The sequence below is a fragment of the Streptomyces sp. NPDC058457 genome, assembly GCF_042720695.1.
Lineage (GTDB): Bacteria > Actinomycetota > Actinomycetes > Streptomycetales > Streptomycetaceae > Streptomyces.
Genome location: NZ_JBHXLU010000035.1, coordinates 13,054 through 28,991 on the forward strand (window position 1 = coordinate 13,054; position 15,938 = coordinate 28,991).

The following is a 15,938-nucleotide window of genomic DNA, read 5'->3' on the forward strand; positions in this document are numbered from 1 at the left end:
TCGGCGTGACCGTTTCCGCTGGAATGACCATCCAGGAGAATTGACGTGGAACTCGCATCCGGCATCCGCGACTTTGCACTCAACCCCGATGAGCTGTCCGGCTTCCATGCCCGTGGGTATTACGGCCCATTCAAGGTGTACGAGGTCGACGAGATGCGCAAGGCGTGGCGCGGCGAGCGTTTGCGCCTGATGGACCGTGAGCACGCCGTGTACCGCTCGGAGGCCGCGGAGTCGGGCAACACGAACATCGCCAACTACGACAGACACCTCGACTCCGCTCACCTGGCCGATCACATCACGCAGCGGCGGATCACGGACCGGGTGACCAGCGTCCTCGGCCCCGACGTGCTGTGTTGGCGGACGGAGTTCTTCCCCAAGTACCCGGGCGACGAGGGCACCGACTGGCATCAGGCGGACACCTTCGCCAACGCCTCCGGCACCCCGCAGATCGTCTGGCCCGAGGGTGCCGAGGAGTTCGGCGGGACCATCACCGTATGGACTGCCTTCACGGAAGCGAACGAGGAAACGGGGTGTCTCCAGTTCATTCCCGGTACCCACCAGTCGATGTTCTACGACGAGACCAAGCGCATGCACTACGACCCCTCCTCGATCAACCGCAAGGAGAAGGACGGGGTTCGTCGTGGATTCTTCGGTTACGACTACCGGCAGCTGCAGAAGGACCCCGACTGGACGCCGGACGAGTCCCAGGCCGTCTCCATGGTCATGCGGCCCGGCGAGGCGGTGATGTTCTGGTCCACGCTGATGCACGCTTCACTTCCGCACGCCGGCAACGTCCCCGAGGCGCGCATGGGTTTCGCGGCGCGATACGTACCCACTTCGGTGCGGGTCTATCCCGGTACCGAGGAGATAGAGGAGTACGGCGGGCGCGTGAGTCTGGAGCGCCACGGCAGCGTCCTCGTCTCGGGAGAGGACAAATACTCGCATAACCGACTGGTCGACCGGACGACGCGCGGCCACCGGTTCGTCTCCAACTGAATCTTCCGAGGGGTGTGCATATGGACGGCTCTTCGTCGAACTCCGATCGCCTCTCAAAGATCCTGCAAAGGATCGTAAAAGAAGAAGCCTGGCCCACTTCCCAGTGCGTGGTGCGCCGAAACGCTCACGTCTACAACTGCGGGGACACGGGCGCCGACCTGTATCTCGTGGAGAGCGGTCGGGTGAAGACAGTCACCAACTCGCTGGGCGGGAAGAAATGCCTTCTTTCCATCTACTCAGCCGGTGATGTCTTCGGGGAACTGGCCCTGTTGACAAATACCCGGGAGGAGACGGCCGCCGCCATGACACCGCTCGTACTCCGGCGCATTCCGGTGGCGCGCTTCCGGGCCGCGCTGGCGCACGATGATCTGCTGGAGGCTTTGTTGAAACTGCTCACCGTGCGGCTGGCCGAGCAACAGCAGGTCATCACCAATCTCGTGACCATGGACAGCGAGCGCCGGCTCGCCGCGACCCTCCTGACACTCGCCAAGAAGTTCGGCACGAGACAGCCGCGAGGGATTTGCATCGAGGAACGGATCACTCAGGAGGAGCTGTCGGGAATGGTCGGGACGACCCGCTCCCGCGTCGGCTTATTCCTCAAACGGTTCAGCGAGGCCGGGCTCATACGGCGCGAGTCCGGGGCCTATCTCGTGGTGGACGAGAGCAACCTCATGCAGTACCTCAGCGTGGACCTGGGGGTCTGAGAGAGGGGCTGGCCTGTGGTTCCCGTCCGCCCCTGACCATGCGTCCTCCCCTGCCGACGGCCACCCCTTATACGTGTAAACCCAACCTTAACCGCAGTCGCCCCACCGCGCCCAGCGCTCGGCCGCGCGCGATCCGCTCCGCGCCACCTGCGCGTCCGACCTGGCCGCACAGATGGTGCCGCGCATCCTCGGACGCCTTCTCGCCCGGTGCCACGCCCAGGGGCGCGCCCGTCGAGAGGATCCCGATGGCCGCCTGGCTCTTTCCTGGTCAGGGCTCCCAGCACCGTGGCATGGGAGCTGAACTGTTCGACGAGCGCCCGGATCTGAGGGACCGTGCCGACGACATCCTGGGCTACTCGATCGCCGAGCTGTGCCGCGAGAGCCCCCAGGAGCGCCTGGGGGACACGCGCTTCGCCCAGCCCGCCCTCTTCGTCGTCGAAGCCCTCGCTCACCTGCGCCGTGCCGCGGGCGGGCAGCGGCCCGAGTTCCTCGCGGGCCACAGCCTCGGCGAGTACGCGGCGCTCTTCGCGGCGGGCTGCTTCGACTTCGACACGGGGCTGCGGCTCGTACGACGGCGCGGGGAGATCATGGCGCGGGCATCCGGCGGCGCCATGCTGGCCGTACTGGGCCCCCGCGCGGACACCGCGGGCGCGCTCCTGGCGGCCGAGGGGTGCACGGAGCTCGACACGGCCAACCTCAATGCCGCCGACCAAGTGGTGCTGGCCGGACTCGCCGCCGAACTGTCACGGGCGGCCGGAATCCTCAGAGGGCACGGCTTCCGGTGCGTACCGCTGCGGGTCGCCGCGGCGTTCCACTCACGGCACATGGACACGGCCGCGCGGGAGTTCGCCGCCGAACTCGACCAGATCGCCTTCCGCCCACCACGCATCCCCGTCCTCTCGAACGTGACAGGCCGCCCCTATCCCGCCGACGGCGAGGTCGTGCCGCTCCTCGCCCAGCAGATGCGTTCCCCCGTGCGCTGGGAGCGCGGCATGCGCCATCTGATCGACAGCGGCGTCAGGGACATCGTCGAGGTCGGACCGGGCACCACCCTCACGGGACTCTGGCGCTCCGCGCTGCGGGCGGCGTCCTGCGACCGGACGCCGCGCCCGACCGACCCGGGCACCCCGAGACCGAGCCTCCTTGCCCGCCGCCCCGCCACCGCGGCGGCCACCCCCTCCGAGCCCCCGGCGGGCCCGGGTCCGCAACGGCTCGGCAGCGCCGCATTCCGCGAGGCGTACGGCGTCCGGTACGCCTACCTGACGGGTTCGATGTACCACGCCATCGCCTCCGCCGACCTCGTCGTCCGCATGGGCAGAGCCGGTCTCATGGGCTTCTTCGGGGCGGGCGGTCTACGGCCCGAGCGCATAGAAGAGGCGATCGAGCGCATCACCCGCTCCCTTGGACCCGAGGGCACATACGGCGTGAACCTGCTGGCCACCCCCGGGGATCCCGCACTGGAGCGGGCCGTCGTCGACCTCTACGTACGCCGGGGCGTGCGGCATGTGGAGGCCGCCGCCTACACGCGGCTCACCGCACCCCTCGTGCACTACCGGTTCGCCGGCTCGCACCGCGACAGGTCCGGCGCGCCCGTCGCCGTCAACCGGGTGCTCGCCAAGGTCTCCCGCCCCGAGGTGGCCGAGGCCTTCCTGCGTCCGCCGCCGGGCGCGCTGCTCGACGCACTCGTCGCCGACGGCAGGCTGACCCCGCAGGAGGCATCGGTGGCGGCCCGCCTCCCCGTCAGTGAGGACATCTGCGTGGAGTCGGATTCCGGTGGACACACCGACGGGGGTGTGGCCCTCACCTTGCTCCCCACGATCCGGCGCCTGCGCGACACGGTCGCCGGGGAACACCCCGGCTCCCCGGTGCCCCGCGTCGGCGCCGCCGGTGGCCTCGGCAGTCCCGAGGCGCTCGCGGCGGTGTTCGTCCTCGGTGCCGACTTCGTGGTCAGCGGTTCCATCAACCAGTGCACGCCGGAGGCAGGCACCTCCGACGAGGTGAAGGACCTCCTGGCGACCGTCGGGATCCAGGACACCGCCCAGGCCCCGGCGGGCGACCTCTTCGAAGCGGGGGCCCGGGTCCAAGTCGTGCGCAAGGGAACCCTGTTCGCTGCCCGCGCGGGACGTATCTACCAGGCCTACCGTCGGTATGGGACGCTGGAGGAGATCGACGCGGCGACCCGCAGGGCCGTGGAGGAGGACTGTTTCGGCGGACGGAGTTTCGAGGAGGTGTGGGCCGAGACCCGCGACCACCTCGCCCGGCACCGACCCGCCGACCTGGACGCCGCCCTGCGCGACCCCCGGCGCAGAATGGCGCTCGTCCTGCGCTGGTACTTCCGCCACTCCACCGCACTGGCCCTGCGCGGCGACCCCGACGGCCGCGCCAACTACCAGATCCACTGTGGCCCCGCGATGGGCGCCTTCAACGCCTGGGTGCGCGGCACCGACCTGGAGGACTGGCGCCACCGCCATGTGGACGTCGTGGCCGACCGGTTGATGACGGCCACCGCCGACCATCTTCGCGACGCACTGCGCCGCGTCGAGGACGAACAGACCCCGATCGCCTCGTGGAGCGCTCAATCGTGAGTGGTTTGGCCGCCCGCCCCTTCCTAGGGTCGTCTCGCCAAGGCGCCCCTCGCGTTCCGAACCGGGAGAGTGACGTGTTCGCTGACAAATGTCTGCACGAGATAGTGGAGAACCATGCGCGTCTGACCCCGGACAGGATCGCCGTCACCGCCCCGGAGGGGCGGCTCACCTACGGGGAGCTCGACGCGGGCGCGCGAGACGTGGCGGAGGCGCTGCGCGCCGCGGACGTCGGGCCCGGCACCCTGGTGGGCCTGGCCTGCGTACCGGACACCGCCCTGATCGTCGGAATGCTCGGAATCCTCAAGGCCGGTGGCGGTTACCTGCCGATCGACCCCGCCTACCCGGACGAGCGGGTCGCCTTCCTCCTCGCCGACAGCGGGGCCAAGACCGTCGTCGCCGACGCGCAGGGAGCACAGCGGCTCGCCGGCAGCGGTGTGCATACCGTCCGTGTCGGAGATCAGCTGCCGCGCCCCCGCGAAACCGACGCGCACCGGACGGGGACGGCGTCGGCTCCCCACGACCTCGCCTACGTCATCTACACCTCGGGCTCCACCGGCGCCCCCAAAGGGGTCCTGGTCGAGCACCGCAACGTGACCGCGCTCTTCGACGCCGCCGCGGAGTTCGGCTTCGACGAGCGGGACACCTGGACGCTGTTCCACAGCGCCTGCTTCGACTTCTCCGTCTGGGAGATCTGGGGCGCACTGCTCCACGGCGGCCGCCTCGTCGTCGTACCCCGAGCCGCGGTGCGCGCACCACGGGAGCTGCTGCGGCTGCTCGCCGAGGAACAGGTCACGGTCCTCTCCCAGACCCCCTCGGCGTTCCGCCAGCTCCTGACCGACGAGGCGGGCGCCCTGCCCTCCGATTCCCGCCTGCGGCTGATCTGCCTCGGCGGCGAGCGGCTGGACGTCGGCCTGCTCTCCACCTGGCTGAAGCGGCACGGGCAGAGCGGCCCCGCGCTGGTCAACATGTACGGGATCACTGAGACCACCGTGCACGTCACCCGGCACGAACTGTCTGCCGCGGACCTGCGACGGCCCGACGCGAGTCCGATCGGCTCCCCGCTGCCCGGAATGCGGATCAGCCTGCGCGACGCCTTGGGCGCCGAGGTCCCGGACGGCACCATGGGCGAGATGTACGTCCTCGGCACGGGCGTGGCCCGCGGATACCTCAACCGGCCGGAGCTCGACACCGAACGGTTCACCGGAGAGGGCGACACGCGGGCCTACCGCTCGGGCGACCTCGCCGTACGGGCTGACGACGGCTCCCTCACCTACCTGGGCCGTATCGACGCCCAGATCAAGGTACGTGGCTACCGCATCGAGCCGTACGAGATCGAGACCGCGCTCGCCCTGCACCCCGACGTCGCCGAGGCGCTGGTGGGCACGGAGCAACTCGCGGACGGAGACAGCCGACTGGTCGCCGCCGTGCGGCTCGCCGACGGCGCCCGCGAGCAGGCCGGGAACGAAGCCGGAGCCGACCTGTGGCTGCGCGACCACGCCGCCGCGCAGCTGCCGGCTCATCTGCGGCCCGCCCGGTACCGGTTCGTCGACCGCCTGCCGCTCACCCCCCAGGGCAAGGCCGACCGCGCCGCTGTCGGCGCACCGCCTTCCCGGTCGGCCGAGGACACGGCCGCCGCCGACACCCGCAGGACCGTGACGGACATCGTCGAGGCCGCCCTGGGCGCGGGACCGCTCCCGGCCGACCGGGACCTGTTCGACCTCGGAGCGACCTCCCTGCTCTTCGTCCGCGTCATCGCGGAGGTCAACCAGCGCTTCGGACTGTCCCTCAACGGAAGCGAACTCGGGGACACCGCCTCCGTCGACAACCTGGTCACCGCGGTCGCCGACCGGGTCGGCACGGTCACCTCCGAGAGCCGGTGACCCACGTGCCGGACGCCTGGGTGCAGCGGCCCCCCGAGGAGACCGGCGCCCCCGTGCGGATGTTCTGCTTCGCGCACGCGGGCGGCGGCAGAAGCTTCTTCGCGCCCTGGCGCGCGGCTCTGCTGCCGGACATCGAACTGTGCCCCGTCGTACTGCCCGGCCGCGAGACCAGGATCAAGGAACGCCCTCTCACCCGCGTCGAGGACATCATCGACCGCATGTGCGAGGTGCTGCCGGATCACCTCGACCGGCCCTTCGCCCTCTTCGGCCACAGCATGGGCTCGGTCCTCGCCTACGAGACGGCGCGGGCCCTGCACGCCGCCGGCCTGGGCACCCCCCTGGGACTCTTCGTCTCGGGCCGGCGCGCGCCCCACCTGCCGGCCCGTCGCTCGCCGCTGCACCTCCTGGCGGAGGACGAGTTTGTGGCCGCGGTGGCGCGGCTGGGCGGCACCCCGCAGAACATCCTGCGCGAGCCGGGACTGCTGCGGCTCTTCCTGCCGACCCTCCGTGCGGACTTCGAACTCAACGAGACCTACCGCCCGTTGCCGGGAGCGGCGCTGCCCTGCCCCGTCTCGGCGTTCGTCGGCGCCGCGGACCCGGAGGCGGCCCCGGAGGAGCTGGCCGGCTGGCGGGAGAGTACCGCGCACGGCTTCTCCCTGCGCGTCTTCCGCGGCGACCACTTCTACCTCAAGGGAACCCCCGGGGAACTCCTCGCCGCCCTGCGCGCCGACATCCGCAGATTCGGCGCGACCGCCCCCGTGCCCCACCTCGCCCACACCGAAAGGATCACCCCATGACCACCACCGCAGAGCAGCCCGCGGCGCCCACCACCCCTCCGCACCGCGCCCAGGACCAGACCACCCTGGAACCGGAACGGCTGCTCCACTCCGGCAACGCCGGCATGATCATTTACCGCACCGGGCAGCTCAACTACGGCTACGCCACCGAAGGCCGGGGCTTCAGCGTCGACCTCCTGCGCTACCTCAACAGCAATCAGGCCGACGTCGCCACCACCTTCTGCTACGAGGAGGTATTCGGCGTCCGCGACCGGTTGCACTGGCTCATCCACATGCGCTCGCCCAACGAGTACCAGAAGCTCCTGCACATGGTCGACCACGACGAGGAGTTCCAGGGCATCTCCGTCGTGGACCGGCTGCCGGAGAAGGGCCACGGCAACTGGGAACGGATCTTCGCCGACGGCAGCATGCGCGAGCGCATCCTCGTTCCGCAACACGGCCTCTCCCACGCGCACGACGAAGCCGACGAGCCCGGCGAGGCCGACAATTTCGTCCCCTCGGCTCGCCACCAGACCGCCCAGCCGTTCGACATCCAGCTCAACTCCGCCAACGCGGGCGCGATCATCCTGCGCACGGCACACGTCAAGTACGAGTTCAGGGAGGAAGGACGGCTCTTCGCCTTCGACTGGCAGGAACACGTGAACCGCGAACTGGCCGGCACGGCGACCGTCCTCCTCTACGAGGAGACCTTCGGCCACCAGGACCGGATCTACTCCCTCATTCACCTGCGCGACCTGTCCGACTACCAGCGGCTCGCGGAACTCGACCGCAGCGCCGAGACCCAGCGCCTCGTCTACGACAAACAGCGCGTCCACGCGTCCAAGGGCGGCGGCACGTGGGACCGCGTCTTCGTGCAGGACAGCATCCACGACACCCTGCTGCTCCCGCAGCCCCCCTCCAAGGAGAGCTGACGGGCCGGACATGGCACTCGGCATCGAAGCGGTCAACGCCTACCTCGGCAGGGCGCGGGTGGGCGTCCGCGACCTGTTCCTGCACCGGGGCCTCGACCTGTCCAGGTTCGGCAACCTCGGAATGGAACAGAAGTCGGTCGCCCTGCCCTGCGAGGACGCCGTCAGCAACGCCGTCAACGCCGCCCGCCCGCTGATCGACCGGCTCGGCCCCGAGCAGGCCGCGACCATCGAACTCGTCGTCGTGGCCACCGAATCCGGCCTGGACTTCGGCAAACCGCTCAGCACCTACGTGCACCACCACCTCGGCCTGTCGCGTCACTGCCGATCCTTCGAGGTGAAACACGCCTGCTACGGCGGAACCGCCGCGCTGCGCAGCGCACTCGGCATCCTGCGCGACAGCCCCGCGCCGGACGGCCGCGCCCTCGTCATCGCCACCGACGCCCCCAGCGCCGCGGGCCGGGGCACCTACTGGGAACCCTCGGAGGGCACCGGTGCCGTCGCCCTGCTCGTCGGCCCGGACCCCCGCGTCCTCACCCTGGACCCGGGTGCCAGCGGTTTCCACACCTACGAGGTGATGGACACCGCCCGCCCGAGCCTGCACGAGGACGTGGTCGACGCCGACCTGTCCCTGCTCGCCTACCTCGACTGCCTGGACCAGAGCTGGGCCGCCTACCAGGCCCGCGTCCCCGGCGCCGACCTGCGCGCCACCTTCGACCACCTCGTCCTGCACACCCCCTTCGCCGGAATGGTGAAGGGCGCCCACCGTTCGCTCCTGCGCAAGCGGGAACACCTGCCCGCACCCGCCATCGAGGCCGACTACGCCACCAGGGTCGCCTCCTCCGTGCGCTACGCCTCCCAGGTCGGCAACCTGTTCTCCGCCTCCCTCTACCTCGCCCTGTGCTCCCTGCTCGACGCGGAGCCCTCACAGAGCGCCCGCCGCATCGGGCTCTTCTCCTACGGATCGGGCTGCGCCTCGGAGTTCTTCAGCGGAGTTCTCGCACCGGAAGCCCACCGCCACGTCGGCGTCGACGGCTCGCTCGCCGCCGCTGTCGACGACCGGCGCGCCCTGACACCGCAGGAGTACGACACCCTCAGCGCGGACCGCGACGCCGCCTCCTTCGGCAGCCGGGACACCGATCTCGCACCGCACCGCGAAACCTCCCTCTACGCGAGCCACTTCGCCGGCCACGGGCTGCTGGTCCTCGACCGCGTCCGCGACTACCACCGGGAGTACCGATGGACGTGACCGGGCGACGCCCCGACCACGCGGGGCAGGGCTCCGACACCGGAGCGGCGGACCCGTCCGGCACGGTCCACCTCTGCTCCCTCGACGCGCCGGACCACGACCACACGATCGACGACCGACTGCTCCAGCGGCTGCACACCGCGCTCGACACCGCCGAGGCGGACCCGCGCTGCCGAGTCCTGCTGCTCACCTCCGCGCCCGGGGTCTTCAGCACCGGAATGAACCTGGACGCCGCCGCCGGCGCCCCGACCGCGGACACCGAGGCCGGGGGCGCCTTCTACGACCTGCTGACCCGCTTCACCCGGGCTCCGCTGATCGTCGCGGCCGCGGTGGACGGGAAGGTGGCGGGCGGCGGCGTCGGCCTGATCGCCGCTGCCGACCTCACCTTCGCCACCCCGCGCAGCACCTTCGCGCTGCCCGAGGCGCTGTGGGGGCTGCTGCCCTGCTGCGTCCTGCCGTTCCTGATCCGCAGGGTGGGCTTCCAGAAGGCGTACGCCATGGCGCTCACCACCTGGCCCCTCCCGGCCGCAGACGCCGCCCGGTGCGGGCTCGTCGACGACCTCACCGACGGTTTGCACGACTCGGTGCGGCGCCTGGCCTTTCGCACGGCCCGGCTGAGCACGTCCACCCTCGGCTCCATGAAGCGGTACGCGGGCGAGCTGTGGCCGCTGGGCGAGCGGACCCGCGCGGCCGCCGTGGGCGAACTGACGCGCCTGATGGCCCTCCCCGACGTCCGCAGAGGTCTGACGGCCTACGCGGAGCACCGTCGATTTCCCTGGGAAACCTGACCGACCGGTCGGCGAAGGAGAGACGAATGACGCTGGCGCTGCTCTTCCCCGGCCAGGGATCGCAGGCACCGGGAATGGGGGAGGGCGACCTCGACGCCTTCCCCGAACTGGTGCGGGAGGCGGACGACATCCTCGGATACTCCGTGCGCGACCTGTGCGCCGGCAGGGATCTGCGGCTGCGCGACACACGCTACGCGCAGCCCGCGCTGTTCGTGACCGGTGCGCTCGCCGCGCGGGCACGCGCCGCAGACGCTCCGCGGCCGGCGTTCCTCGCCGGTCACAGCCTCGGCGAGCTCACGGCACTGCATGTCGCCGGATGCTTCGGCTTCACCACCGGGGTACGGCTGGCGAAACGGCGCGGGGAGCTGATGGCGAACGCGACCGGCGGGGGCATGACCGCGGTGCTGGGGATGCGCGCGGAGCGGCTGCGGGAGTTGCTGGCGGAGTCGGGCGAGGAGAGCGTCACCCTCGCCAACCACAACCTCCCGGACCAACTGGTGCTCTCGGGCCCGAGAGACGCGCTGCGCAGGATCACCCCGCTCCTCGCCGCGGACGGACGCGTACGCTGCGTTCCCCTGAACGTCGCCGTCGCCGCCCACTCGCGCCACATGGAGCGGGCGGCCCAGGAGTTCGCCCACACCCTGCGCGGCATCCCGATGGCCGCCCCCGAGGTGCCGGTCATCGCCAACGTGACCGCCGAACCCTACGGACCCGACGACGTCGGCGAGTTGCTGCCCCGTCACCTCGTCAGCCCCGTCCGCTGGTGGGAAACCCTGTGTCTGCTCGCGGACAGCGGCGTCGACCGGATCGAGGAGCTCGGCCCCGGAGAGGTGCTCACCACCATGTGGCGCAAGGCCGGACCGCATCTCGCCGCCCGCTCCGCCGCCGGCGTCCACGCCCTCCCGACCACGGTCGTTCCGCCCACCACGCCACCACCCCCGCCCACGGTCCGGCCCGAGCACCGCGCCCGGTTCGTCACGGGTCGCCCGGAACACCTGGGCAGTGACGCCTTCCGCCGCGACTACGGCACGGCCTACGCCTACGCAGCCGGCTCCCTCGCGGACGGCGTGTCCGGCCCCGCCATGCTCGCCCGCCTGGCCGCGCGCGGACTCCTGGGCTTTCTCAGCACCGTCGGGCGGGGCATCCAGGACATCACCGAGGACCTGGAGCGGCTGACCGGCGTCGTGGGCCCGTACGGTCTGGCCCTGCCCACGACGGCGGCGACCGCGCGGCACCTGGACGACGTCGTACGGCTCGGTCTCGCCCGCGGTGTGCGCCACGGCGAGGCGTCCGCCGGCGCGGGGGTGAGCGAGCCCCTGGTGCGATGGCGGTTCACCGGAGCCCGCCGCGGACCCGACGGCGTACCCGTCCCGGGACGCCGACTGCTCGTCAAGGTCGCCCGGACGGCACAGGCCGACGCGTTCCTGAGCCCGGCGCCGCCCGCGCTGATCCGGCGGTTGGCCGCCAGGGGCGAGCTGACCGAGGAGGAGGCGTGGGCCGCGGAGCGTCTGCCCGTCGCCAGTGACGTGTGCGCCGAGGCCGGACCTGGCTGGCTCACCGCCGACCTCGCGGGCACGGCACTGCTCCCCGCGGTGATCGCGCTCCGGGACAGGGCCCGCCTCCGCCACGGGTACACCGAGTCGCCGCGGGTCGGCGCCTGCGGCGGGCTGGGTGACCCCGGCAGCGTCGCCGCCGCGTTTCTGCGCGGTGCCGACTTCGTCCTGACCGGCTCCGTCAACCAGGCCTCGCCACAAGCGCGTACGTCCACGGCGGTCAAGGAACTGCTCGCGGGTCTCGGTGTCGACGACACGGCGCAGGCGCCCGCGGAAACCCTCTTCGAACTCGGCGGCCGCACCCGCGTCGCCACCGGCGGCACGCTCTTCGCCGCCCGTGCTGACGCCCTCTACCAGGCATACCGCCGGCACACCTCCTTGGAGGCACTCGACGCCACCACCCGCAGCCGGTTCGAGGACACCATCTTCCAAGAGCCGCTCGCCGCCGTGTGGGAGCGTCTCCGAGAGGACCTGGCACCCGAACAGCGCGCCAGGGCGGACCGCGACGACAAGCACCGCATGGCTCTCGTCATGCGCGCCTACCTGACGCGCGCCACCCGGCTGGCCCTCACCGGCGACCCCCGAGGGCGCCGCGACTACCAGATCCCCTGCGGACCCGCGATGGGCGCCTTCAACGACTGGGTCCGCGACACCCCTCTCGCCGCCCCCGAGAACCGGCACGTCGACACCATCGCGCTCGCCCTGCTGGAGGGCGCCACCGAACTGGGCGTGACCCCCGCGCCGGCCGCCCGTACTCCGTCCGCCGCATGACGAAACTCCCCCGACAGGTCCGGCGGACCTGTCGGGGGAGTCCGTGGTCCTTACGGAGACACGTGAAGGTCACCGCACGGCGTGGTCCCGCACCATGCCGGTCAGGGTCGCCGCCACCTCGGAAGGCGCCGGCTGCCCCAGCATCTCCTCGCGCAACCGCCCGGCCACAGCCGCGTAGGAAGGGTCGCCCAGGACAGTCCGCACCCCGGCCACCACCGCCTCCTCGCAACCGGACGTCGCGGGCACGTGCACCGCCGCGCCCACCGACGCGAACCGCTCGGCCATGAACGGCTGATCGGCGATGGCGGCCGCCACCACCTGCGGCACCCCGCAGAACGCCGCCGACATGGCACTGCCCGCGCCGCCCTGATGCACCAGCACGTCAGATCCGGGCAGCAGCGCGTGCAGCGGCACGTACTCGGCGAACACGGCGTTCCCCGGCAGCGGTTCGAGTCCTCGCCGCTGCTCCCCGGTTCCGGCCACCACGACCTCCGCGTCGAGCTCCGCAAGACCCTCCAGCAGGTTCGGGAGCGAGACGGAGTCCTCACCACGCAGCCGCCGGGCGCTCGTGCCCATCGTCACGCAGATACGCCGCCGCTCCGTCGGCTCGGCGACCCAGGCCGGCGCCACCAAGGGGCCGTTGTAAGGCACGTACCGCAGTGGCAGCCCCTTGACCGAGGGAAGCTGGACGCTGGGCGGGCAGGTGTCCAGGCACCAGTCGCCGCCCCAGGCACTGTCCACCCCCGTCACCTCGATGCCGTGACGGCCGTAGAGGGACGTGAGCCACTTCTCGGCGACGCCCGGTGACGTGGCCTCCGCCGCCTCCTGCATTCGGGGAAACATGTCCGGCCCGTACACGAGCCGTGCGCTGGGCAGGCCGAGCCGGTGGGCCGCGATGGGCCCGGCGAAGGTCATCCAGTCCCACACCACCAGGTCCGGGCGCCAGGCGCGGGCGAACGACGTCATCCCGTCGGCCATCACCTCCGCCAGCACCTCCATCCGCACCGTGGTGGAGCGCCACATCCGGGCGTAGTCGGGCGGCGCCCCCTGCGGCGGCAGCTGACTCACCGGCATCCCCGCGCGCGCCCTGACCTCCGGCGACAGCAGGTCGGCGTCCTCGCCGACCACCACACCCGTCAGACCCGTGGCACCGATCCGGTCCGCGAGCGCGGGCTGGCTGACCAGCCGGACCTCGTGCCCGGCCGCGGCGAAGGCCCAGCCGAGCGGAACGAGGTGGTAGAGGTGCGTGGGCCATCCCCAACTGGTCAACATAACGCGCACGTCCGCCACCGTCCTTCGTCTCGGGCCAGCCGACCGCCCGGGGGACCGGGCCGTGTGTCCGCGCCGACGGTAGGCGCCGCCCGCCCCGCGCACTGCTCAATCCGGCGCACCCGAAGCCGCGCGCCGAGCGCTATCGTCCTGCCGTCCAGGGCCACCGCCATCTCGGGAGGGCGGCACTCTTGCTGGAGCGGATCCTGCCCACGGGGGTGGCGTGTGCCGAGGCGTTCGACGATCCACCGGGCCAGTGGCTCTTCCCGGAGGAAGCGGCCGTGATCAGCGGGGCGGTGGCGCGCCGCCGCGCCGAGTTCACCACCGTACGGTCCTGCGCCCGGCGCGCACTGGGCACGCTCGGCGTCCCGCCCGCCCCGCTGCTGCCCGGCGCACAGGGCGCCCCGCGCTGGCCCGCCGGCATCCGCGGCAGCATGACCCACTGCGAGGGCTACCGGGGCGCGGCCGTCGCGCATGCCGCGCCCAACCGCTGGCTGGGTGTCGACGCCGAGCCGAACGCACCGGTCGGCCCCGCCGTGCTGGACGTGATAGCGGCCCCCGCCGAACTGATCCACCTCGCGGCTCTGGACCAGCTGTCAGGAGCGCCCGTCCACTGGGACAGGCTGCTGTTCAGCGCCAAGGAGTCGCTCTACAAAGCCTGGTTCCCGATGGCGGGCTGCCTGCTCGACTTCCTCGACGCGGAGGTGGAGTTGCGTGCCTGCGGCACGTTCACGGCACGCGTGCTGACCGCACCGACGACGGCAACCGCCGCTGTCCCCCGCCGCTACGAGGGCCGCTGGCTGCTGTCGGACGGCTTCCTGTGCACGTCGGTGGCGAACTGAAACAGCCCCACATTCCGCGCCGGCCGCCCAAGTTGATCCGTCCGGACCAGTTCGCCCGTACGCTTTTTCTCCCGTGGACAAGCGGGACCGACCACGACACAAAGGAGTGACGGACATGCGGCGTATCGACGTGGCGGAACGACGGGCCCGGCTCGGCGTACGGCACCGGCTGGCGGTCGCCGCCCGCGCGAAGGACCCGGTCGAGGTGGCAGGCGACCTCGTCGCGCTGCACAGCACCGACCCGTCCTCCGTGTACCTCGCCACGTGGGCGCGGATGAACGGCGGTTCGGTGCGGGACGTGGAACGCACCCTCTACGAGGACCGCTCCCTCATCCGGCTGCTCGGCATGCGCCGTACCGTCTTCGTGACCACCCTCGACGTGGCCCCGGTGATGCAGGCCGCCTGCTCGCAGGCGGTGGCCGCACGCGAACGCCGCAAGCTCCTGGGGTTCCTGGCGGAGTCCAAGGTCGCGGACGACGATGCGGGGGTACGTGCATGGCTCGCCGAGACGGAGGACATCGCCGTACGCGCGCTCGCCGCGCGCGGCGAGGCGACGGCGGCCGAACTCGCCGGCGACGACCCTCGCCTCAGTACGACGGTCGTCCTCGCGGCGGGCAAGAAGTACGAGGGCACGCAGAAGGTCGCAAGCAGACTGCTGCTCCTGCTCGCCGCCGAGGGCCGCGTGGTGCGGGGCCGGCCGCGCGGCTCCTGGACCTCGCACCAGTACCGCTGGGCACCGCTGACCGACTGGTCACCCGGCGGCCTCGCCGAGCTGGACACCCACGAAGCGGAGGAAGAACTGGCCCGGCGCTGGCTGCGAGCCTACGGTCCGGCCACGGCGGACGACCTGTGCTGGTGGGCGGGGTGGACCAAGACACAGGTCAAGCGCGTGCTGACGGCACTCAAGCCGGTCGAGGTCGATCTGGGCGGCGGTACGACGGGTCTGCTCCTGCCCGACGACCTGGAGGAGACCGAGCCGCCGGAGCCGTGGGCCGCGCTCCTGCCTGCGCTCGACTCCACCCCCATGGGCTGGCACGGACGCGACTGGTTCCTGGGCGACCACGGACCGCGCCTCTTCGACCGGGCCGGGAACATCGGTCCCTCGCTGTGGTGGGACGGCCGCATCGTCGGCGGCTGGGCCCAGGACAGCAGCGGTGAGATCGTATGCCGCTTCCTGGAGGACGTCGGCGCGGACGCCGAGGCGGCGGTGCGCGCGGAGGCGGAACGCCTCGCCGTCCCCCTGGGCGACGTCAGACTGAGCGCCCGCACGCGAGGGCGTACGTGGCTGGAGGATGAACTTGCGGGGTAGCGCCAGGGAGGCGAGAGCGAGGTGGGGCCCGGCTGGTGTCGGCCCCATACGCTTCGAGTCGCGGCCGGAACGCAGCGCCGAGCGGCGGGCGGCCGCAGGCGAAAGGGGACAGGGATCGGCGGGGCCCTGAGGCTGTGCCGGCGGAACGCGTACTGGAGGGCGGCCAGCGGGAGACTCGTACGACCGTCTCGCCGTGACCAGCTTCGACGCCCACCAGACGAGCCCCGCCGGCCTGGTGAACGCGATCCGCGATCACTGGGGAAGCGGAAACTCCTCACACAACATCC

At 71.7% G+C, this 15,938-nt stretch carries 12 protein-coding genes; 11 read left to right on the plus strand and 1 reads right to left on the minus strand.

Translation table 11 applies throughout. The features are described 5' to 3' along the window. The first annotated feature begins 45 nt into the window (after nucleotides 1-45). From ACFWPS_RS26035 to fabD (ACFWPS_RS26075), 9 genes are all read left to right on the plus strand, one after another. Nucleotides 46-996, plus strand: a complete 951-nt coding sequence (locus tag ACFWPS_RS26035) for a chlorinating enzyme (protein WP_383708579.1) — start codon at nucleotides 46-48, stop codon at nucleotides 994-996. Nucleotides 997-1,016: 20 nt separating this feature from the next. Further along, on the plus strand, nucleotides 1,017-1,700 hold the full coding sequence (locus ACFWPS_RS26040; RefSeq protein WP_383708580.1) for a cyclic nucleotide-binding domain-containing protein: 684 nt from the start codon (nucleotides 1,017-1,019) through the stop codon (nucleotides 1,698-1,700). 245 nt (nucleotides 1,701-1,945) lie between these two features. After that, nucleotides 1,946-4,285: an ACP S-malonyltransferase gene (gene fabD, locus ACFWPS_RS26045; RefSeq protein WP_383708581.1), complete on the plus strand. Its 2,340-nt coding sequence runs from the start codon at nucleotides 1,946-1,948 to the stop codon at nucleotides 4,283-4,285. Between the two features lie 74 nt (nucleotides 4,286-4,359). Then, entirely contained in the window at nucleotides 4,360-6,165 is a 1,806-nt protein-coding gene (locus ACFWPS_RS26050; RefSeq protein ID WP_383708582.1) for an amino acid adenylation domain-containing protein, read from the plus strand. Then, the gene (locus ACFWPS_RS26055) at nucleotides 6,162-6,962 is read left to right on the plus strand and encodes a thioesterase II family protein (RefSeq protein ID WP_383708583.1); all 801 of its coding nucleotides are present in this window, start codon (nucleotides 6,162-6,164) and stop codon (nucleotides 6,960-6,962) included. Before ACFWPS_RS26050 ends, ACFWPS_RS26055 begins: the two co-directional genes overlap by 4 nt. Further along, nucleotides 6,959-7,873 (plus strand): DUF6039 family protein, encoded by a 915-nt coding sequence (locus ACFWPS_RS26060; protein WP_306984812.1) that lies wholly within the window; start codon nucleotides 6,959-6,961, stop codon nucleotides 7,871-7,873. Before ACFWPS_RS26055 ends, ACFWPS_RS26060 begins: the two co-directional genes overlap by 4 nt. A 10-nt stretch (nucleotides 7,874-7,883) precedes the next feature. Beyond that, nucleotides 7,884-9,119: a hydroxymethylglutaryl-CoA synthase family protein gene (locus ACFWPS_RS26065; protein WP_383708584.1), complete on the plus strand. Its 1,236-nt coding sequence runs from the start codon at nucleotides 7,884-7,886 to the stop codon at nucleotides 9,117-9,119. After that, the gene (locus ACFWPS_RS26070; protein ID WP_383708585.1) at nucleotides 9,110-9,907 is read left to right on the plus strand and encodes an enoyl-CoA hydratase-related protein; all 798 of its coding nucleotides are present in this window, start codon (nucleotides 9,110-9,112) and stop codon (nucleotides 9,905-9,907) included. The genes ACFWPS_RS26065 and ACFWPS_RS26070 overlap by 10 nt, the downstream gene beginning before the upstream one ends. Nucleotides 9,908-9,933: 26 nt before the next feature. Then, nucleotides 9,934-12,231: an ACP S-malonyltransferase gene (fabD, locus tag ACFWPS_RS26075; protein ID WP_383708586.1), complete on the plus strand. Its 2,298-nt coding sequence runs from the start codon at nucleotides 9,934-9,936 to the stop codon at nucleotides 12,229-12,231. A gap of 69 nt (nucleotides 12,232-12,300) precedes the next feature. Here fabD (ACFWPS_RS26075) and ACFWPS_RS26080 read toward each other — a convergent pair whose 3' ends face one another. Beyond that, nucleotides 12,301-13,503, minus strand: a complete 1,203-nt coding sequence (locus ACFWPS_RS26080) for a glycosyltransferase (RefSeq protein ID WP_383708684.1) — start codon at nucleotides 13,501-13,503, stop codon at nucleotides 12,301-12,303. Nucleotides 13,504-13,691: 188 nt separating this feature from the next. On the opposite strand from ACFWPS_RS26080, the gene ACFWPS_RS26085 reads away from it, so the two are divergent. Next, nucleotides 13,692-14,342: a 4'-phosphopantetheinyl transferase gene (locus tag ACFWPS_RS26085; protein ID WP_383708587.1), complete on the plus strand. Its 651-nt coding sequence runs from the start codon at nucleotides 13,692-13,694 to the stop codon at nucleotides 14,340-14,342. 115 nt (nucleotides 14,343-14,457) lie between these two features. Continuing rightward, nucleotides 14,458-15,651 (plus strand): winged helix DNA-binding domain-containing protein, encoded by a 1,194-nt coding sequence (locus tag ACFWPS_RS26090; protein WP_383708588.1) that lies wholly within the window; start codon nucleotides 14,458-14,460, stop codon nucleotides 15,649-15,651. The last annotated feature ends 287 nt before the right edge of the window (nucleotides 15,652-15,938 follow it).

What these genes read in the sequence shown, in the direction of transcription:
- ACFWPS_RS26040 (WP_383708580.1), top strand. Translation starts at nt 1,017, where the DNA reads ATGGACGGCTCTTCGTCGAACTCCGATCGCCTCTCAAAGATCCTGCAA.
- fabD (WP_383708581.1), top strand. Translation starts at nt 1,946, where the DNA reads ATGGCCGCCTGGCTCTTTCCTGGTCAGGGCTCCCAGCACCGTGGCATG.
- ACFWPS_RS26060 (WP_306984812.1), top strand. Translation starts at nt 6,959, where the DNA reads ATGACCACCACCGCAGAGCAGCCCGCGGCGCCCACCACCCCTCCGCAC.
- ACFWPS_RS26065 (WP_383708584.1), top strand. Translation starts at nt 7,884, where the DNA reads ATGGCACTCGGCATCGAAGCGGTCAACGCCTACCTCGGCAGGGCGCGG.
- ACFWPS_RS26070 (WP_383708585.1), top strand. Translation starts at nt 9,110, where the DNA reads ATGGACGTGACCGGGCGACGCCCCGACCACGCGGGGCAGGGCTCCGAC.
- fabD (WP_383708586.1), top strand. Translation starts at nt 9,934, where the DNA reads ATGACGCTGGCGCTGCTCTTCCCCGGCCAGGGATCGCAGGCACCGGGA.
- ACFWPS_RS26080 (WP_383708684.1), bottom strand. Translation starts at nt 13,503, where the DNA reads ATGTTGACCAGTTGGGGATGGCCCACGCACCTCTACCACCTCGTTCCG.
- ACFWPS_RS26090 (WP_383708588.1), top strand. Translation starts at nt 14,458, where the DNA reads ATGCGGCGTATCGACGTGGCGGAACGACGGGCCCGGCTCGGCGTACGG.